This window comes from Stenotrophomonas sp. AS012628 (assembly GCF_010608305.1).
GTDB classification, from domain to species: Bacteria; Pseudomonadota; Gammaproteobacteria; order Xanthomonadales; family Xanthomonadaceae; genus Stenotrophomonas; species Stenotrophomonas geniculata.
This window is the reverse complement of the sequence record NZ_VMBJ01000003.1, coordinates 24,237-42,846: the sequence shown is the minus strand read 5'-3', so window position 1 is coordinate 42,846 and position 18,610 is coordinate 24,237. Positions and strand designations below refer to the sequence as shown.

General features: G+C 67.0%; 13 protein-coding genes and 1 riboswitch. Of the genes, 6 read left to right on the top strand and 7 right to left on the bottom strand.

The window, feature by feature from the left end:
* Positions 1 to 30: 30 nt before the first annotated feature.
* Positions 31 to 630 (bottom strand): 4'-phosphopantetheinyl transferase superfamily protein, encoded by a 600-nt coding sequence (locus tag G5A07_RS02520; RefSeq protein WP_049454213.1) that lies wholly within the window; start codon positions 628 to 630, stop codon positions 31 to 33.
* Positions 631 to 714: 84 nt separating this feature from the next.
* On the opposite strand from G5A07_RS02520, the gene G5A07_RS02515 reads away from it, so the two are divergent.
* On the top strand, positions 715 to 966 hold the full coding sequence (locus tag G5A07_RS02515) for a GlsB/YeaQ/YmgE family stress response membrane protein (protein ID WP_005411656.1): 252 nt from the start codon (positions 715 to 717) through the stop codon (positions 964 to 966).
* 81 nt (positions 967 to 1,047) lie between these two features.
* On the opposite strand, the gene xth is transcribed toward G5A07_RS02515, so the two are convergent.
* The 4 genes from xth to G5A07_RS02495 all read right to left on the bottom strand — a co-directional run bounded on the left by xth (position 1,048) and on the right by G5A07_RS02495 (position 6,830).
* Positions 1,048 to 1,815 carry an exodeoxyribonuclease III gene (gene xth, locus G5A07_RS02510; protein WP_043399639.1) on the bottom strand — a complete coding sequence of 256 codons (768 nt, stop codon included), beginning with the start codon at positions 1,813 to 1,815 and terminating at the stop codon, positions 1,048 to 1,050.
* A 170-nt stretch (positions 1,816 to 1,985) separates the two neighbouring features.
* Positions 1,986 to 3,395 (bottom strand): coniferyl aldehyde dehydrogenase, encoded by a 1,410-nt coding sequence (locus tag G5A07_RS02505; protein WP_191862615.1) that lies wholly within the window; start codon positions 3,393 to 3,395, stop codon positions 1,986 to 1,988.
* Between the two features lie 235 nt (positions 3,396 to 3,630).
* Positions 3,631 to 5,292: an MFS transporter gene (locus G5A07_RS02500; RefSeq protein WP_043399645.1), complete on the bottom strand. Its 1,662-nt coding sequence runs from the start codon at positions 5,290 to 5,292 to the stop codon at positions 3,631 to 3,633.
* Positions 5,293 to 5,402: 110 nt separating this feature from the next.
* On the bottom strand, positions 5,403 to 6,830 hold the full coding sequence (locus tag G5A07_RS02495) for a DcaP family trimeric outer membrane transporter (protein WP_125437861.1): 1,428 nt from the start codon (positions 6,828 to 6,830) through the stop codon (positions 5,403 to 5,405).
* A 245-nt stretch (positions 6,831 to 7,075) separates the two neighbouring features.
* Between G5A07_RS02495 and acs the strand changes: the two genes are divergently transcribed.
* The 3 genes from acs to G5A07_RS02480 all read left to right on the top strand — a co-directional run bounded on the left by acs (position 7,076) and on the right by G5A07_RS02480 (position 10,741).
* Complete coding sequence (gene acs, locus G5A07_RS02490; RefSeq protein ID WP_049413195.1) at positions 7,076 to 9,019, top strand: acetate--CoA ligase; 1,944 nt, start codon at positions 7,076 to 7,078, stop codon at positions 9,017 to 9,019.
* A 121-nt stretch (positions 9,020 to 9,140) separates the two neighbouring features.
* A complete protein-coding gene (locus G5A07_RS02485; RefSeq protein WP_005420420.1) occupies positions 9,141 to 9,806 on the top strand; it encodes a response regulator transcription factor in 666 nt (221 codons plus the stop codon).
* A gap of 181 nt (positions 9,807 to 9,987) precedes the next feature.
* A riboswitch (yybP-ykoY riboswitch) is annotated at positions 9,988 to 10,077 on the top strand.
* Positions 10,078 to 10,165: 88 nt separating this feature from the next.
* Entirely contained in the window at positions 10,166 to 10,741 is a 576-nt protein-coding gene (locus G5A07_RS02480; RefSeq protein ID WP_143994941.1) for a manganese efflux pump MntP family protein, read from the top strand.
* Positions 10,742 to 10,840: 99 nt separating this feature from the next.
* Here G5A07_RS02480 and G5A07_RS02475 read toward each other — a convergent pair whose 3' ends face one another.
* Both G5A07_RS02475 and G5A07_RS02470 read right to left on the bottom strand, forming a co-directional pair.
* Positions 10,841 to 14,287 (bottom strand): PAS domain-containing hybrid sensor histidine kinase/response regulator, encoded by a 3,447-nt coding sequence (locus G5A07_RS02475; protein WP_191862613.1) that lies wholly within the window; start codon positions 14,285 to 14,287, stop codon positions 10,841 to 10,843.
* 134 nt (positions 14,288 to 14,421) lie between these two features.
* Positions 14,422 to 16,569, bottom strand: a complete 2,148-nt coding sequence (locus G5A07_RS02470) for a S46 family peptidase (RefSeq protein WP_191862612.1) — start codon at positions 16,567 to 16,569, stop codon at positions 14,422 to 14,424.
* A gap of 122 nt (positions 16,570 to 16,691) precedes the next feature.
* Here G5A07_RS02470 and G5A07_RS02465 point away from each other — a divergent pair, with 122 nt between their 5' ends.
* A complete protein-coding gene (locus tag G5A07_RS02465; protein WP_191862610.1) occupies positions 16,692 to 17,468 on the top strand; it encodes a hypothetical protein in 777 nt (258 codons plus the stop codon).
* Positions 17,465 to 18,565 (top strand): hypothetical protein, encoded by a 1,101-nt coding sequence (locus G5A07_RS02460; RefSeq protein ID WP_026347228.1) that lies wholly within the window; start codon positions 17,465 to 17,467, stop codon positions 18,563 to 18,565. The genes G5A07_RS02465 and G5A07_RS02460 overlap by 4 nt, the downstream gene beginning before the upstream one ends.
* The last annotated feature ends 45 nt before the right edge of the window (positions 18,566 to 18,610 follow it).

The window sequence follows — 18,610 nt, the reverse complement described above, 5'->3', positions numbered from 1 at the left end:
ATCGCCGGTTTTGCGCGCTGATTCCCCGCTTCAGTGCGGATACCAGGCCAACGCCGCACGGAACTGGCCGCTGGCCTGCCATTCGTGCAGGTGCCAGCGCGCGGCCTCGCCCAGTTCCGGGTCGCACCAGCGCAGGTGCAGGGCACCATCGGCCCCCGGCGCCAGCTGCAGGCGGTGCAGGCCGAACGAGATGCCCTGGCCGTGCGCCTTCAGGATGGCTTCCTTGGCGCACCACACGCGGAAGAACCAGTGCTCGCGGCCGGCCTGGTCCAGACTTTCCAGCCAGGCCACCTCCTCGGGGTGGAAGAAGCGCTGCACGATCTCCAGCAGGCGGGCCCGCGGCCGCAACAGTTCCAGATCCACACCCAGCCGCACGCCTTCGCCCAGCGCCACCAGCAGCACCTCGCCACTGTGGCTCCAGCCGGTGCCGTAGTGGGCCAGCGCGCCGCTCAGTTCCGGCCGGCCCTTGTCATCGCGGACCAGCGGCAGCGTCTCCGGGTCGGCACCCAATGCCTGTGCCAGCACCTGCCGGGCCTGCGGTTCACCGCGCTGGCCCGGCACGTGCGGACGCCGCCAGACCGTCACCGGACCGAAGCGCCACGGGCCATCGAGGGTGGCTGGCAGGCTCATCCGCACGCGCCCGTCACGCAATTCCACGACGGGTTCACAGCCCTGCGCGTCAACTGGTCACAGTTCCCCACCGGAGGTTCGATCATGGGCATCATCATCTGGCTGATCGTCGGCGGCATCGTAGGCTGGCTGGCCAGCATCATCATGAAGCGCGATGCCCAGCAGGGCATCATCCTCAACATCGTGGTCGGCATCGTCGGCGCGCTGATTTCCGGCTGGCTGTTCGGCGGTGGCATCAACGAAGCGATCACCATCCGCACCTTCCTGTTCTCGCTGATCGGTGCGGTGATCCTGCTGGCGATCGTCAACCTGTTCACCCGCAAGAGCATACGGTGATCTGGGGGGTAGCGCCGGGCCATGCCCGGCGTCACCCTGCCGCCGCTGCGCTCGCCGGGCATGGCCCGGCGCTACCTCAACTCAACCCAACTGTACCCACGCCGGCGCATGGTCGCTCGGACGTTCCCAGGTGCGCGGCTCGCGGTCGATGCCCGAAGCCACCGCACCGCTCTTCAGCGCATCGGAGACCAGGGTCAGGTCGATGCGCAGGCCCAGGTTGCGACGGAAACCAGCGGCGCGGTAATCCCACCAGCTGAAGGTACCCGCCTCGTCGTTGTGCAGGCGGAAGCCGTCGTGCAGGCCCAGCTGCAGCAGCTTGTTCAATGCGCCGCGCTCGGCGGTGGAGGTCAGGATGTGGTTGTCGTTCCACACCTCCGGGTCGTGCACGTCGCGCGCGTCCGGGGCGATGTTGAAGTCGCCCATCACGATCAGCTTCGGGTGCCGCTGCAGTTCTTCGGCGATCCAGGCATGCACCGCCTCAAGCCAGCGCAGCTTGTACTCGTATTTGTCGGTGCCGATGTCCTGGCCGTTGACCACGTACAGGTTGATCACCCGCAGGTCACCGAAGGTGCCGGCGATGACGCGCTTCTGCTCGTCCTCGAAGCCGGGAATGCCGATCTGCACGTCCTGTGCAGGCTCACGCGACAGCAGCGCCACGCCGTTGTAGGTCTTCTGGCCGGCGAACACGCTGCGGTAGCCGGCGGCGATCAGCGCAGAGTCGGGGAACTTGTGGTCCTCCAGCTTGGTTTCCTGGATACCGACGATGTCCGGGCCGAAATCCTTGAGCCACTGCTCCAGGTGCGGCAGGCGGACATTGAGCGAATTGACGTTCCACGAGGCGATCTTCATGCGGGCATTCTAACCGGGTGGCCGGGATGGGGGTCGGCCCGGATTCCCGTGTAGAGCCGAGCCCACGCTCGGCTGCATTGATCAGGCACCCAGCCAGGAGCAGCCGAGCGTGGGCTCGGCTCTACAGAAGAATCGGGCGCTGATTCCGTAGAGCAACGCCATGCGTGGCTTCACCGCAGCAACAGCCTCAACAACCCCGCAATCTTCGAGTACGGCGGGCGCAGCCGGTCACTGGCCGCCCAGCGCGCCTGCCACAGCACGGGCAGGCGCTTGCTCATCGCATCGAACCCCGCCCGCCCGTGGTAGGCACCCATGCCGCTTGCCCCGACCCCGCCAAACGGCAGGCCATCGGCGGCGAAGTGCAGCAGGGTGTCGTTGACCGTCACCCCGCCCGCCACCACCTGGCCGAGGATGCGCTCCACCGTGGCCGTGTCATGGCTGAAGGGGTACAGCGCCAGCGGCCGGTCACGGGACAGCACGTCGGCCAGCGCAGCATCCAGGTCCGGGTAGGCCCGCACGGGCAGGATCGGGCCGAATATCTCCTCGCGCATCAGGTCCAGGTCGTCGGGCGGGTCCAGCACCACGGTCGGCACCAGCAGGCGCTCGCGGTCGGCGCGCGCAGGATCCACCTGCGTCAGCGGGATCACTGGCACGCCACGTTCGCGCGCCTGCACCAAGTAGCCCTGCAGGCGCTGGTACTGGCCCTCGTTGATGATGCGCGTGTAGTCGTCGGCATTGCTGAAGTCGCCATAGCGCTCGCGCACCTGCTGCTGCAGCGCCTGTACGAACTCACGCTGGCGGACCGTATCGATCAGCACATAATCCGGCGCGATGCAGGTCTGGCCCGCGTTGAACCACTTGCCGGTGGCCAGCCGCGCGGCGGCTTTGTCCAGCGGGAAATCGCGACAGACGATGGCCGGCGACTTGCCGCCCAGCTCCAGCGTGACCGGCACCAGATGCTCGGCGGCGGCGGCCATCACCTTGCGGCCCACGGCGGTCGAGCCGGTGAACAGCAGATGGTCCAACGGCAGCGACGACACCGCTGCGGCCACGTCCGCCCCGCCCTGCACCACCGCCACCCGATCGGGCGGGAACACACTGGCCAGCAGATCGGCCAGGAACGCGCTGGTACGCGGCGTATGTTCCGAAGGCTTGAGCAGCACATGGTTGCCTGCGGCGATGGCGGTAGCCAACGGCACCAGTGCCAGCGTGACCGGGTAGTTCCAGGGCGAGATCACCCCGACCACACCCAACGGCGTCGGTCGCAGCTGCGCGCGCGCCGGCCACAGTCGCCAACCGGCACCGACCCGCTGCGGCTTCGACCAGCGTCGCAGGTGGCGGCGCAGGTGGTCAATGGCCGACAGCACGCTCATGCCATCGGCCAGTTTCGATTCAACGTGGGCGCGATGGCCGAAGTCTTCTGCGATGGCCGCAGCCATATCGTCCAGGCGTGCCTTCAGCGCTTCGCGGAGGCGGCGCAGGTCTGCCTCGCGCTGGTCCAGCGTGGGGCGCTGCGACTGCCAGGCGCTGCGCAGGGTGTGCAGGATGGCGGGGAGCTCGGCCGGCGGAATGGTGGTCATGCCGCGACTATACGGCGTGCGGCACGTCTCGATGGGCACGAGATGGCGTGTGGCTTCGGATGCTTGTCAACCGCGATGACGGCATTGAACGCTGTCTGTTCGCGTCTGCGGAATTTTGTGCCGCGCGTAGCGCGGTCGCCGAGCATCGCTCGGCGCTACAGGGAAACGAAAAGGCCGTGGTCTGCACCACGGCCCCTGAAATCCGGTGGGTGCCGACCGTTGGTCGGCACGCCGGTTATTGGGTGATATCCACGTCCTTGGTTTCGCGCAGGAACAGGCCACCGATCACCACCGACATCAGCGCGATGATGATGGGGTACCACAGGCCGTAGTACAGGTTGCCGGTACCGGCCACCAGCGCGAAGGAGATCGCCGGCAGGAAGCCACCGAACCAGCCGTTGCCGATGTGGTACGGCAGCGACATCGAGGTGTAGCGGATGCGGGTCGGGAACAGTTCCACCAGGTAGGCAGCGATCGGGCCGTAGACCATGGTCACGTACAGCACCAGCAGCCACAGCATGAACACCGTGCCGGCAATGTTGATGCGTGCACCATCGGCCTTGGCCGGGTAGCCGGCGGCGGTCAGGGCGGTCTTCAGTTCCGCACCGAACGCATCGGCCTTGGCCTTGCCGTCTTCCTTGGTCAGGCCGGCGGCCTCATACGAGGTGACGCTGGCGCTGCCCACGTTCACCATCGCCAGCGAACCGGCGGCGGCGGGCTGCACGTCGTACGGCACACCTGCCTTGGTCAGCGCGGCGGTGGCCACGTCGCAGGAGCTGGTGAACTTGCGCAGGCCCACCGGATCGAACTGGAACGAGCAGGTAGCCGGATCGGCCACGACCAGGGCCGGCGAGCTGCTGCGGGCTTCTTCGATGGCCGGGTTGGCGAAGTGGGTCAGGCCCTTGAAGATCGGGATGTAGGTGACGGCGGCCAGCAGGCAGCCGGCCAGGATGATCTTCTTGCGGCCGATACGGTCGGACAGCCAGCCGAAGAAGATGAAGAACGGTACGCCCAACGCCAGCGCGGCCGCGATCAGCAGGTAGGAGGTGGTGGCATCGACCTTCAGCATGCTGCTGAGGAAGAACAGCGCGTAGAACTGGCCGCCATACCAGACCACCGCCTGACCCGCCGCCGCACCGAGCAGGACCAGCAGCATCAGCTTCAGGTTGCCGCCCTTCAGGCTGTCACGGAACGGGGTCTTGGAACCCTTGCCCTCGGACTTCATCTGCTGGAACAGCGGCGACTCGCTCAGCTGCAGGCGGATCCACACGGACACGCCCAGCAGCAGGATCGAGACCAGGAACGGAATGCGCCAGCCCCAGGCTTCGAAGGCTTCATTGCCCAGGAAGTAACGGCAGGCCAGGATGATCAGCAGCGACATGAACAGGCCGAGCGTGGCCGTGCACTGGATGAAGCTGGTGTACAGACCGCGCTTGTCGTCCGGCGCGTGCTCGGCCACGTAGGTGGCGGCACCGCCGTACTCGCCGCCCATCGCCAGGCCCTGGGCCAGGCGCAGGATGATCAGGATCACCGGCGCGGCGAAACCGATCGAAGCGTAGTTGGGCAGCACGCCGACCAGGAAGGTCGAGATGCCCATGATCAGAATGGTGACCAGGAAGGTGTATTTGCGGCCGATGCGGTCGCCGAGGCTGCCGAAGAAGGCCGCGCCGAACGGACGCACGAAGAAGCCGGCGGCAAACGCCAGCAGGGCGAAGATCATGCCTGTGGTTTCATTGACGCCACTGAAGAACTGCTTGGCGATGATGGCCGCGAGCGAGCCGTACAGGAAGAAGTCGTACCACTCGAACACCGTGCCGAGGCTCGAGGCGAAGATGACCTTCTTGTGACCCTTGGTCAGGGTGCCCGCTTTGTGTGCGGTACTGGGTGTGCTGGACATGGGGCGTTTTCCCTCGGTAGATGCCGACCTTGGTCGGTACTCAATTCGGTAGGTACCGGCCGCTGGCCGGCACGCAATCTCTATAGGTGCCGACCTTGGTCGGCACTCCTCTAGAAGCTGTACTTGGTGGTGAACTGCAATCGGGTGATGTCACCCTTGTTGCCGTTCTCCACTTCGCGACGGCCGTACATCAGCTCCGCACCGATATCGACCTTGGGCAGCGGCGAATAGAAGATGTTGCCGCGGATGCTCTGCACGCTCTTGGTTACCAGCGGGCCGAGGATGCTGTCGTTGTCGTAGTCGCTGCGCGCGTAGATCAGGTTGGTGCGCAACTTCGGCGAGAACGCATGCCGCCAGCCCACGTAGCCGGCAAGCACGCCGGTCGGGTTGAGTTCGTCGCGGGCCACGTCATAGGCACTGTCGGCGGTGATGCCCAGGCCGATGTAGCGGGCGATGCCTTCGCCGCCGGTCAGCTGGTAGTGCAGCGAATCGCTGTCACCCATCACCCATTTGCCGCCCAGGGTCAGGCCGCCAGCCACCTTGTCGGCCTTGGCGCCGGTGGCCTGGTTGTCGACCTTCAGCTGACGGACGATGCCGCCGACACCGAAGGTGCCCCAATCACCCTTCCAGCCATAGCGCATGGTCAGATCGGGCAGGCTGCCACGGTCGGAGTTGGCGCTGGCGTTGGTCCATGCCCCGGTGACCGGATTGCGGGTCCCGGTGAGGGTGGTGGTTTCCGGGTTTTCCAGCGCGACGCTGAAGCCACCCTGGGTGTAACGCACCTGGGCCTGGCGCACGAAGATCACGCCATCGGTGGGGCCGACGAAGTCGACCGCCTCGGGCAGTGCGGCCGCGTCCATGAAGTTGGACCAGGTCTGGCCGGCCATCCAGTTGTTCCAGTACATGTAGGCGTGGCGCAGGGTCACACCGTAGGTATTGGTGGCGGTCTGGTTGCCCAGTGAATTGCCGAAGAAGTCCATCTCGAAGAACGCACCGGCCTTGTTGCCCGATTCGCTCACGTTGTCGATGCCCAGGTTGAAGCGCGAGAACTTGGCGTGGGCATTGAAGTCGGTGCCCGAACGCTTGCCGTTGCCGCCAGCGCCTTCCACCGGGGTCTGGCCCGGCAGGTACAGCGAGCGGCCGGTGGCGTCGTCGGCCAGCTGGCCATCGCTGGTCTGGGTGGCCAGGAAGTCGGCCTTGATGAAGCCGCCGATCTTGACCGTGGTGCCCGGCGCCGCGCCCGGGGTGATGGTGGTGACCTGGATGGGCTGCTTGCCGGCCGGCACCTGTGCGACCGGCTTCTGCTCGGCCTGCACCGTGCGGACTTCGGTTACGGCCTGCTGGGTCTGGCTGATCTGGGTCTGTTGTTGTTGCTGCGAAGACAGCAGCAGCTGGACCTGGCGTTCCAGTTCGGCAACGCGTGCTTCCAGTGCCTTCTCTTTGGCGGTCTCTGCGAACGCCATGCCCGGTGCGACCAGGGCGACCAACAGGCAGGCCGCCAAAGGTGTGCGCACGGCTTTCAACGTACGGTGGCTCATGTTGCCCTCTCTCCCAAGTGGCAAGGTGATGCCGCGCGTGGGGCACGGTCGAGCCGAGACTGCGGGGCGATTATGTATAGCGGCTATTCGCCATTGGTCGAACCCGGCCCTGCTGGGCGCTCACTTTCGACCATGGTCTAACCAGAGTGGTGACGCGACCGGGGGTGGATGGGGCAAACTGAGGGGGATCGGTCGCTGCGATGCTGCGACCGCACACACAAAGTCAACGTGCAAGTGAGGGTGCCATGGCTGATATCTACCCCGTCGATCCGCAGTTCGCCGCCAAGGCACGCATCGACAAGACGTCGTACGAACAGCAGTACCAGGCTTCGGTGACCGACCCGGATGGTTTCTGGGGCAAGGCGGCAGAGCGCCTGCAGTGGATGCGCAAGCCGACGAAGATCAGGAACGTCAGCTACGACCTGTCCGACTTCCACATCAAGTGGTTCGAAGATGGCGAACTCAATGCCAGCGTGAACTGCCTGGATCGCCAGCTGGAAACGCGCGGCGACAAGACCGCCCTGCTGTTCGAGCCGGACGGCCCGGATGCACCGGCCCAGCACGTCACGTATCGCGAGCTGTACGAGCGCACCTGCCGCCTCGGCAACGCGCTGCGCAACCTGGGCGTCAAGAAGGGCGACCGGGTCACCATCTACCTGCCGATGATCGTCGACGCCGCGGTGGCCATGCTGGCCTGCGCCCGTATCGGTGCGATCCACTCGGTGGTGTTCGGTGGCTTCGCGCCGAACTCGATTGCCGACCGCGTCAGTGACTGCCAGAGCAAGCTGATCATCACCGCCGACGAGGGCTTGCGCGGTGGCCGCAGGATTCCGCTGAAGGCCAACGTCGATGCCGCGCTGAAGCTGCCGGGCACGAACACGGTTGAAACCGTACTGGTGGTGCGCCACACCGGCGGCGCGGTGGACATGCAGGCCCCGCGCGACCGCTGGTTCCACGATGTGGTGGACAGCCAGCCGGCCACCTGCGAACCGGAACGCATGAACGCGGAAGACCCGCTGTTCATCCTCTACACCTCCGGTTCCACCGGCAAGCCGAAGGGCGTGCTGCACACCACCGGCGGTTACCTGCTGTACGCGGCCTACACCCATGAAGCGGTGTTCGACCTGCGCGAGGACGACATCTACTGGTGCACCGCCGACGTCGGCTGGGTCACCGGCCACAGCTACATCGTGTACGGTCCGCTGGCCAACGGCGCGACCTCGCTGATGTTCGAAGGCGTGCCGAACTACCCGGATACCTCACGCTTCTGGAACGTCATCGACAAGCACAAGGTGAGCATCTTCTACACCGCCCCGACCGCCATCCGTGCACTGATGCGCGAAGGCGAGGAACCGGTGAAGAAGACCTCGCGCGCGTCGCTGCGCCTGCTCGGCAGCGTGGGCGAACCCATCAACCCGGAGGCCTGGCGCTGGTACTACGAGGTGGTCGGCGACAGCCGCTGCCCAATCGTCGATACCTGGTGGCAGACCGAGACCGGCGGCATCCTGATCTCGCCGCTGGCCGGTGCGATGGATCTGAAGCCGGGTTCGGCCACCCTGCCCTTCTTCGGCGTGCAGCCGGCGCTGGTCAATGCCGATGGCGAGATCCAGGACGGCCCGACCGAGGGCAACCTGATCATCCGCGACTCCTGGCCGGGCCAGATGCGCACGGTGTACGGCGACCACCAGCGTTTCATCGATACGTATTTCCGCACCTACCCGGGCAGCTACTTCACCGGTGACGGGTGTCGCCGCGACGAAGACGGCTATTACTGGATCACCGGCCGCGTTGACGACGTGATCAATGTGTCCGGCCACCGCATCGGCACCGCCGAAGTGGAAAGCGCGCTGGTCTCGCACCCGAAGGTGGCCGAAGCGGCCGTGGTCGGCTTCCCGCACGACGTGAAGGGCCAGGGCATCTATGCCTACGTGACCCTGGTGGCCGAAGAAGCGCCGAGCGACGAACTGCAGAAGGAACTGGTCGCGTGGGTACGCAAGGAAATCGGCCCGATCGCCACGCCGGACCACCTGCAGTGGGCGCCGGGCCTGCCGAAGACCCGCTCGGGCAAGATCATGCGCCGCATCCTGCGCAAGATCGCCGAGAACGCGCCGGACCAGCTCGGCGACACCTCGACCCTGGCCGATCCGTCGGTGGTGGCGTCGCTGGTGGACGAGCGCAAGGTGCGCTGATGGCGTGACTGCAGGCGCAGGACGCGCCAGGGACGTGGCCGGGAGGAGGGACCCGGCCGCGTCCGACCCGTCCTGCACCTGCCATCACGTCGCTCTTTTTCCTGATCGATAAGCTCGACCCATGACCACCCTCCTGATTGCCGATGACCACCCGCTGTTCCGCGAAGCCCTGCGTGGGGCCGTGCAGCGGGTCATCCCGGGCGTACAACTGTTCGAGGCCGACAGCGTGGAAGCACTGTACGCGCTGGCCGATCAGCACAACGATGCCGACCTGGTCCTGATGGACCTCAACATGCCGGGTGCGCAGGGCTTCAACGCACTCGTGCACATGCGCTCACTGCATCCGCAGCTGCCGGTGGTGGTGGTGTCCGCGCGCGAAGAAGCCACGGTGATGCGTCGCGCGCTCGACCACGGTGCGCTCGGCTTCATTCCCAAATCGGCCGACTCGGACACCATCGGCCATGCACTCGGCACCATCCTCGATGGCGAGACCTGGGCACCGCCGGAGGCGCACAACGTGCCGCCCACCGGCAGCGAAGAACGCGAAGTCGGCCAGCGCCTGCGCGAGCTGACCCCGCAGCAGTTCCGCGTCCTGCAGATGCTCGGCGCCGGCCGCTTGAACAAGCAGATCGCCTACGACCTCAACGTCTCCGAAGCAACGATCAAGGCCCACGTCACCGCCATCCTGCGCAAGCTCGGCGTGACCAACCGCACCCAGGCCGTGCTGATGGCCGGCAAGCTGGCCATCGACGACGACGCCATCGTACTGCCGCCGGAAGAAGACTGACGGTAGTGCCAGCCGCTGGCCGGCATTCGCCTGGAACGTCTGAAACCGCCCTGGTAGGTGCCAAGCTTGCTTGGCACGCCTTTGCTTGGCCCGTGTTATAGCCATCGCTATACAAACCAGCCCTGCCTGCGCGTTTCGCTGGAAATGCACCACGCGCGAATCGCGATGCTAAGCTTCGCGTCCCCTTGGGGAGTAGCCGGATTCCTTCGCAGGAATCGTCCACGTCAACATACTCGGCCGGTGCGCCGTGGCGTGGACAACCATGATGGTTGGCGAGACCAGCGGCCCGCGCGCGCAACGTCAGGTTGGGCGCGAGCGCAGGCCGTGCGTCCGTCCTAGCCCGACCTCAACAGCCGCCCATGTCCCCCATTTCGATCCTTCTGATCGGCTTCGCCATGTCCACCGATGCCTTCGCCGCTGCAATCGGCAAGGGCGCGGCCATGCGCAAGCCGGTGTTCCGCGATGCACTGCGTGCCGGCATCATCTTCGGCGTCATCGAGGCGATCACGCCCATCATCGGCTGGCTGCTCGGCCGCGCCGCGCTGCAGTACGTCGAAGCCTTCGACCACTGGATCGCGTTCGGCCTGCTCGGTGCGCTGGGCATCCACATGATCTACAACGGCCTGCGCCCGGACAGCGCCGAGGATGACGAGGATCGCTCGCAGCACCACGGCTTCTGGAAGCTGGCGCTGACCGGCTTCGCCACCAGCATCGACGCGATGGCGGTGGGTATCGGCCTGGCCTTCATGGACGTGCATATCGGCGTGATGGCCGCGGTCATCGGCCTGTGCACACTGACCATGGTGACCGCCGGCATCATGCTCGGCCGCGTGCTGGGCAGCATGGTCGGCAAGCGTGCCGAGATCATCGGTGGCGTGATCCTGGTGATCATCGGCGCGACCATCCTGTACGAGCACCTGCACGGCGTGGGGTAACGCATCGGAAGCAAGCGATTGCGTGGTTGCCGGCCAGCGGCCGGCACTACCAGACGTCACATCCACGCATGGCGTGGATCTACTGCGGGGCGCCCGGCGCTACTGCGCATCCCGCAGCGCGCCCAGGAAGGCGCGCAGCGAGGCCGGCTTGATCGGCTTGGTCAGCACGCGGTAGCCGCGTTCGCGCGCCATCCGCTTCAACTCGTCGCGACCATCGGCGGTCAGCAGCGCGCCGGGCAACGGGTAGCCCGCAGCCTCGCGAAGTGCCACCAGCGCATCCAGGCCATCCATGCGGTCGTGCAGGTGGTAGTCCACCAGCATCACCTGCGGGCGCTCGGCGATCTTCTCCAGCGCCTGGTCGACGGTGGCGGCAGTGATCACCTGCACCTGCCAACGGCCAAGCAATGCACGCATGCCGTCGAGGATCTCCTCATCGTTGTCCACGCACAGCACGCGCAGGCCGGCCAGCGAATCGCTGCGCACCGGTGCGGCCACCGCCTGTACCGGCGTGGCCAGCTCGGCGTAGCCCGGCAACGGCGCCACACGCGGCAGGATGATCGAGAACATCGAGCCGCTGCCGACGCGGCTGCGCGCATTGAGGCGATGGTCAAGCAGGCGCGAGATGCGCTGGCAGATCGACAGGCCCAGCCCCAGACCCTGCTCGCCCCAGTCGAACGGCTGCTGGTAACGGTGGAACTCATCGAAGATCTGCCGCATGTGGTGCTCGGGAATGCCGGGACCGGTATCCCATACCTGCAGCTCCACTTCGTCGCCACGATGGCGCACCGCCAGCACGATGCGCCCCTGGCGGGTGTAGCGCAACGCGTTGGCCAGGAAATTCTGCAGCACGCGGCGCAGCAGGCGGCGATCACTGCGTACCCACGCCGGGCGCGCGAACAGGTCCAGGCGCAGGCCACGACCGGCGGCGACTGGCGTGTACTGCGCCGCCAGTTCGCGCATCAACGCACTCACGTCGAACTCGCCGATCACCGGGTGCAGGCCACCGGCATCCAGCCGCGACACGTCCAGCAGGCCATCCAGCAGTTCTTCGGCCGCGCGCAGCGACGCATCCACGCGTTCGGCCAGGTGCTTCTGCTCATCGCTCACGTGGTCGCTGTCACGCAACGCCGAAGCGAACAGGCGCGCGGCGTTCAGTGGCTGCAGCACGTCATGGCTGATCGCTGCCAGGAAACGCGTCTTCGACTGCTGCGCGACCTCGGCCTCGTGCGAGCGCTCGGCCACGCGCTGTTCCAGCGTCTCGTTGGCTTCCAGCAGTGCTTTTTCCGCGTGCTTGTAGTCGGTGATGTCGTTGTAGCTGGTCACGTAGCCGCCGCCGGGCAGCGCCTGCCCGCGCATCTCGATCACCTTGCCGTCGCTGCGGGTGCGCTCGAACACGTGCGGTGAACCGGCGCGCATGTAGCCGATGCGGCGGTTGATCTGCACTTCGATATCGCCCTCGCCCAGTTCGCCGCGCTCGGCGTTGTAACGGATCAGGTCGGCCACCGGGCGGCCCACGTAGAGCATCCCGTCGGGGTAGCCGAACATGTCCTGGTACCGGCGGTTCCATGCGGTCAGGCGCATGTCCGGATCGACCACGCTGACCCCGGCGCTGATGTTCTCCAGCGTGGTCGACAGGATCTCGCGGTTGAAGCGCAGCTCCTGCCCGGCTTCGTCCAGCACTGCCACCACTTCGCCCAGGTCCATGCCCGAGCCACGCAGCAGGCTGGTCAGCAACAGGCGTGCGGATGCCGCGCCGATCGACGCGGCCAGCAGGCGTTCGGTGAACTGCACCCACGGGCGGTCTGCAGGCGCGGAGGATTGCAGTTCACGGCCCAGCGACTGCGCCTGCTCGAAGAACGAACGCCGCGCATGGCGCTCGCCGACCACGCGCGAGGCCAGTGCCAGCAGATCGCCCACATGCACGTGGCCGGGCCAGCCACCGGCCACCGACGGGCGCTCGGCATAGGGGTCGAGGAACGGCGCGGCGCGCAGCCGCTCGTCCACACCGGGGCGCCAGCGCGCGGACACCAGCATCATCGTCGCCGCGTTGACCAGCAGCGACCAGAACGTGCCGTGGGTCAGCGGATCCCAGCCGGTCATGCCGAACAGCTGCTGCGGACGCAGCCACTCGATGCCGAACGGACCGTGCTGCACCCAGGCGGCATCAACCCAGCCGGCCATGGTCATCGCCGGCAGCAGCAGCGTGTACAGCCAGGTGGCGAAGCCCAGCAGCATACCCATCTCGACGCCGCGACGGCTGGCACCGCGCCAGTACAGGCCGCCGATCAGGCCCGGTGCGAACTGCGCCACTGCAGCGAACGCCATCAGGCCGTACGACGCCAGCGTGCTGTCGTTGCTGCTGGTGCGGTAGTAGCTGTAGGCCATCAGCGCCAGCAGCAGGATCGCCAGGCGGCGGATCCACAGCACGCGCGAGGCGACGTCGGCGGCTTCCTGATGGTCGCCACTGCGGCGCAGCAGCACCGGCATCACCAGGTCGTTGCTGATCATGGTGGCCAGCGCGATGGACGAGACGATGACCATCCCGGTGGCGGCAGAGAAACCGCCCACATAGGCGATCAGTGCCAGCGCGTTGCGGCCTTCGGCCAGCGGCAGCGCCAGCACCATCGAGTCATCGGCAACGCTGCCGCCGGTGCCGAACAGGGTCACGCCGGCGGTGGCGATTGGCAGCACCATGCCCGAGATCAGCACAAGATAGCCACCGAACATCCAGCGCGCGCGGCGCACATCGCGCACGTCACCACATTCGACCACGGCCACGTGGAACTGGCGCGGCAGGCAGATGATGGCCAGGAAACTCAGCAGCGTCTGCGAGATGAATCCCACCGGCGGCAGGCCGGTGAACAGCGTATGCACCGACTCGACCACCGCGTCGGTGCGGTTGCTCAGCCACAGGTAGGCGAACACGCCCACCGCCACCATCGCCAGCAGCTTGATCACCGATTCGAAGGCGATCGCCAGCATCATGCCGTGGTGGTGCTCGGTGGCATCGACCTGGCGGGTGCCGAACAGGGTGGCGAACAACGCCATCAGCAGCGCCACGTACAGCGCCGGATCGGTGAAGAAACCGGTCGGGCCGGTGTTGCCGGTCAGTACCTGCAGGCTCATCGCCACTGCTTTGTACTGCAGCGCCAGGTACGGAATGATGCCGATCAGCGCGATGATCGCCACCAACGCCGCCAGCCGCCGCGAACGGCCGAAGCGCGAGGAGATGAAATCGGCGATGGAAACCACGTTCTGGCTGCGCGCGATCAGCGCCAGGCGCTCGATGATGCGCCAGCCGAACAGCAGCAGCAGCAGCGGGCCGATGTAGATGGGCAGGTAGCCCACGCCGTTGCGCACGGCGGTGCCGACCGCGCCGTAGAAGGTCCACGACGAGCAGTACACGGCCAGCGCCAGGCTGTAGACCACCGGCCGCAGCCACGGCCGGTCGGGGTACATCGGCCGACGGTCGCCCCACCACGCCACACCGAACAGCAGCGCAGCATAGGCAACCGAGACCAGCAGCAGGATCCAGCTGGAGACCACGCGTGCGTTTCCGTCGGAAGAACCCGCAGTGTAGGCCAGGCGTGGCCGGGGGTGCGGGCTCGTTGGGGCAACCACCCCCACCAGGGTGGGGGCCTACGCGGTGCGGGCCACGACCGTTGGTCGTGGCCGGCTTCTTACTGGGCCGGCACGCCCATTTCCTTCAGCAGCTCGGGCGCCGGGTAGACCTTGGCCAGCAGCCAGCGCAGGTAGCGCATGTCTACGTGCACGGCGCGCTTGTAGCGCGGATCGAACCACCAGCTGGCGCTGACCGACTCCCAGTTGCTGTCGAAATTCAGGCCGATCAGTTCGCCCTTGGCGTTGAGCACCGGCGAGCCGGAGTTGCCGCCGGTGGTATCCAGGTTGGTCAGGAAATTGACCGTCTGGGTCTTCAGCGCCGGGTCGGCGGTGCTGCCGAAGTCGCCCTTGGCGATCGCCGCCAGCAGCGGCTTGGGTGCGTCGAACGGATAGGCGTTGGTGTTCTTTTCGACAATGCCGGCCACGGTGGTCACCGGCGAATAGGTCACGCCATCACGCGGGTGCAGCGCCTCGACCTTGCCGTAGCTGATGCGCAGGGTGCGGTTGGCGTCCGGGTACACCGCACGGCCCTGCTTGGCACGCCAGGCGAACAGCGCCTGCATGTACGCCGGGCGCAGGCGCAGCTGCTCGCCTTCGCGGGTCTTGCTCTCGTTCTCGATGCGCAGCTGCGCGGCCACCAGCGGGCCGGCCACGGCGATCAGCGGATCGGCGGCAAGTGCCTTGCCCTCGCGTGCGGCAGTGAAGCGCGACAGGCGCTGCGCCTCGTCACCCAGCTGGGTGCCGGCATAGAGGGTGTCCAGCGCCTTGGCCAGCTGCTCCGGGGTACGGCCGAAGGCCGCGTCGAACTCGGCCACGCGCTGCGCGTCCGGCAGCTGCTGGTAGCGGGTCAGCAGGGTGGTCAGCAGGGCCTTCTCGACCTCCGGTGCGTAGCGGCGCTGGACCTGCTTGAGCACGCCTTCGATCATCGCCTGGTCGCGCTGCTGGTAACCGCTCTCGCGCTGCGCGTCCGGCTTGGCCGATTCAATGCGCAGGCGCTCAAGCAGCAGTGCCGAGCGCAGCAGCTGGCTCTGCGCGGCCATCTGGTCCAGCAGCAGGTCGCGCTCGCCCACCGCCGCACCCTGGGACAGGTTGGCCAGCAGCGCCTTGATGTCGCCCTGGTACTTGCGGTCGGTGGCAGCCAGCATCGCCGTTTCATCGGCGGCACGCTGGGCTTTGGCGTCGCTGCGCAGCAGGCCTTCCAGTTCACCGGCGGCGCGCTTGCGGTTGTTCTTCAGCGACTGCAGCTGCGAGGCGTAGCGGGTACGCGCCTGCGCATCCTTGGCGCTGGCGGCCTCGATGGTGTCGATCATCTGCTGGAACACCGACACGCGGCGCGGCAGCACGGTATCGATCTGGCCGGCGAACTCGGCGGCGGTACGGTGGCGGTAGGTGATGCCCGGGTAACCGGCCAGCATCGCGTAGTCGCCTTCCTTAGGGCCTTCCACCGACATCTGCAGGTGTGCCGGTGCCTGGTAGGGCACGTTGTCCTTGCTGTAGGCGGCCGGCTTGCCGTCCTTGCCCACGTAGGCGCGCAGCAGGGTGAAGTCGCCGGTGTGGCGCGGCCACATGAAGTTGTCGATCTCGTCGCCGTAGTTGCCGATCGCACGCGGCGGCGCATACACCAGGCGCACGTCGCTCAGTTCCAGCTGGGCGATGCGGTAGAAGTCGGTGCCGTAGTACATGTTGGCCACCGAGCAGCGCACGCTGCCGTCCTTCTCGCACTCGGCCACGATCTGCTTGCTGGCCGCATCCACCGCATCGAAGTAGGCGCGACCGGTCTTGCCACGCGCCTGCGCCAGCACCTGGTCGGTCACCTTGTCGAAGCCGACGGTGACCAGCACGCGGAAGTCCGGGTTGGCCGGACGCTCGTCGGCACGGTCCTTGGCGATGAAGCCACCGTTGATCAGGTCGTGCTCGGGCGAGCTGTTGTACTGGATCACGCCCATCGCCACGTGGTGGTTGGTCAGCAGCAGGCCGTCGGCGGACACGAACGAACCGGTGCCGCCACCGGCGCGCACCACCGCGCTCAGCGGCGGCGCAGTGACGTTGGCCAGGTCGGCCGGATTGCCCTTGAAGCCTGCGGCCTGCAGCGGCTTGGCCAGTTCCGGCAGCTGGGTCGGCATCCACATGCCTTCGTCGGCGTGAGCACCGGCGGCGAGGGTCAGGCCCAGGGCCAGGGCGGTGGGAAGGGCTTTGCGTGGTGACATGAGGCAATCCGGTACGACAGAACAGCCCGGGACCATAGCCGCTGGGGCCGGATGGGGCAACGGCCGATGGTTGGGGGCACCGATGCTGGCTAGAATCAGGCACGGATACCAGGGAAGGACCGATGATCGCAGGAATCGATCTGGGCACCACGCATTCGACAGGGCCATCTGCCGCCGAGGCGCTTGCCGACCGCATCGTCCGCAACGGTCAGCAACGCGATCCGGCAGACTTCGCAACCTGGCTGCAGCAGTCCCCGGAACTGCAGCCCCCTGCGGATGCTGGCGCGGTGAACCTGGCAACCTGGCAACGGCTGATGAAGGGCACTACGCCGTTCCCGCAAGCGAACTTCGAGCAGCTGGCCGACCGCTTCCAGTGGTATGACCGGGACAGTATCCGCGAGTGCTACGACATGGCCGCCCTCGGCCACAGCATGCACCTGTGCTGGTTGCTGGTGCCAGGCAACGAGACCGCGCTCGCCCGTTACATGCATCTCGAGAATGCGCCGGTTTCGGTGGTGCAGGCCCGCACCCGTGTCGCCCGGCTCAGTGGCCCCTGGCACCCACTGCGCGCGCACATCCAGGCGCTGTCCGCGCGCACGCGGCACGAAATGCGTGAAACGCTGCATTACCTTGTCGGCGTGCCTGTGATGGCGCACGTGGCGCTCCCACCGCCATTGCAGCGCAGGCAGGTCATGTTCTGGGCGGCCGCATGCGACGCCCTGCACCATTCCGTGCCGTCACGCAGACGCTTCACGCGGCGAACGGTCACTTTGGCACTGCTTCTGACGTGCGCCCTGCTGGCCACCATCGCAATCCTCCGCGGGGTATTTTCCAGCTCCCCCGGCAATGCAGACAGTGATCGTTCAAGCCTGCAGCCCCCACACGAGGCAAACCCATGAGCAACTGGATGGACCTGCTGGAGCGCGCCAAATCCACCGACCCGCAGCCTTTCGCGGTGTACCTGCAGGGCCTGCGCAGCCAGTGGTCCCTGGACGAGCGCGCTGAAGCCAGTGCCAGGGTGCTGCAGGCGCTGCGCGCGCGGCAGGCGCCCATGAACCTGTCCGAAGCCGCGGCGCTTTACCAGGCCTTCGGCTGGGACGACGCGGGCTGCGGCCTGGCACCAGGCGAACTGCGCGAGCTGGCCGAACACGCCTGGCAGGACTGGCTGCAACTGCCCGCGCAGACCGATCTGCTGGCCCAGCAGATGGAGGCGCGTGGCGGGCGCTGGACCAGCCACGATGACGCTGCCAGCCGCCTTCAGCAGCTGCGCGAACCGCGTTCGCACCTGCGCAACCTGATGTCCGCGCTGCCGCTGCGCGTGCCGCGCCAGGCCGCAGCGTTGATGGACGTACTGGGCTGCCAGGAGGACCGTCCTCTGCCGCCCGGCATCGATGCGGGCCAAGCCCGTTTCTGGGCCGGCGCCAGCGATGTCACCCGCCTCACCGCGGCACAGTTGTCATTGCTGCGTGCACTGCTGGCAAGCGTGGCGCTGACGTTGATGGCCTTCATCGCGTTGGCCACCACCCAGATCGCCAGCACGCTGCTGCCCTACCAGTCGGAAGAGCAGCGCAGGGCGATCGTGCTGGGCACGGCAGCGCTGGCGCCACTGCTCGGCACGCTGCTGGCCATTGGCCTGCGTCATCTGTTCGTCTGGCAGAGCGCCCCTGAAGACCCGTCCGTGCCGCCTTCCCGGCTGCGTTGGCTGACCCTGCCGGTCGCCTGCGCAGCCATCGCAGCGGTCGGTACCGCCGTCTACCTGTGGGTGCCCTCGCCTTCGCTGTGGTTGGCACCGCTGTGCTGGCTGCTGGCCTGGACCGTGCTGGCCACGGCATGGATCCGCTACCAGCTGCGCCGGGGCAAGCCCGCCCGCATGGAATTGCCAGTGTCATTCCTGGTGATGCTGTCCGTGCTCAGCGTGCTGCCGGCGCTGCTGGGTGCGCTGCTGCTGTGGAGCATGGACCTGTCCGGGCACCGCCAGCGGCTGCGCCGCAGCTGAAGAAGCCGGGGGTCGGACCCTCTCAACGAAAGGGCACCGCCCCCG